Source organism: Sphingomonas aquatilis (assembly GCF_014196115.1).
Classification (GTDB): Bacteria; Pseudomonadota; Alphaproteobacteria; order Sphingomonadales; family Sphingomonadaceae; genus Sphingomonas; species Sphingomonas aquatilis.
The window spans coordinates 1-1,066 of sequence record NZ_JACIDB010000035.1 but is presented as its reverse complement, the minus strand read 5'-3'; the positions used below and the strand labels follow the sequence as shown (position 1 = coordinate 1,066).

The 1,066-nt window shown below is 67.7% G+C and carries 1 protein-coding gene; it reads left to right on the top strand.

Annotated features, from left to right (window positions below; genetic code table 11):
* A partial coding sequence (istA, locus tag GGR47_RS19005; protein WP_183949616.1) for an IS21 family transposase occupies positions 1-1,066 on the top strand: 1,066 nt, incomplete at both ends.

Sequence of the window (1,066 nt, the reverse complement as noted above, 5' to 3'; positions counted from 1 at the left end):
CGCCGTTATGCGGCCCGCTGGCGGCAGGCGCGACGTCGCGATGTGATGGATGCGCCGGCGTTCATCCCGCTGCTGTTCCGACCGGGCGAGGCCTATCAGTTCGACTGGAGCCATGAGGACGTGGAGATCTCGGGCAAGCCGATGCGCGTGAAGGTCGCGCATGTGCGACTGTGCGCGTCGCGGGCCATGTATGTGCGGGCCTATCCGCGCGAGACACAGGAGATGCTGTTCGACGCGCATGCGCGGGCGTTTGCCTTCTTCGGAGGCGTGCCGACGCGCGGCATCTACGACAACATGAAGACGGCGGTGACGAGCGTGTTCACCGGCAAGGAGCGTGTCTTCAACCGGCGCTTCCTGGTCATGGCCAACCACTACATGGTCGAGCCGACCGCCTGCTCGCCCGCGTCGGGTTGGGAGAAGGGTCAGGTCGAGAACCAGGTGCAGACCGCGCGCGGCCGCTTCTTCCAGCCACGCCTGCGCTTTACCAGCCTCGCGGAGCTGAACGGCTGGTTGGAGGCCGAGTGTCGGCGCTGGGCCGACATGCACCAGCATCCCGAGCAGAAGGAACTGACGGTCGCCGAGGCATGGGCAGCCGAACAGGCTGTACTCCAGCCTGTTGTCGCACCCTTCGACGGCTTCCACGAGAGCGAGCATGCGGTAAGCGGCACATGCCTCATCAGCTTCGACCGCAACCGCTATTCCGTTTCTGCCAGGGTGGCGCGACGCGCGGTGCAGGTTCGCGCCTATGCCGACCGCATCGTCGTGCGCTGCGATGGTGAAGTCGTCGCCGACCATCCCCGGTTCTTTGGCCGCGACCGGACCATCTACGACCCGTGGCATTATCTGCCGGTGTTGGCGACCAAGCCGGGCGCCCTGCGCAACGGCGCACCGTTCCAGGGCTGGGAGCTGCCGCCTGCGCTGGCACGACTGCGGCGCAAGCTCGGCGTCGGTGACGATGCCGACCGGCGGTTCGTGCGGGTGCTGGCAGCGGTGCTCGACGACGGACTGGAGGCGGTGGAAGCGGCCGTGCGAGAGGCGCTGCTGGCCGGCACCGCCAGCGACGACG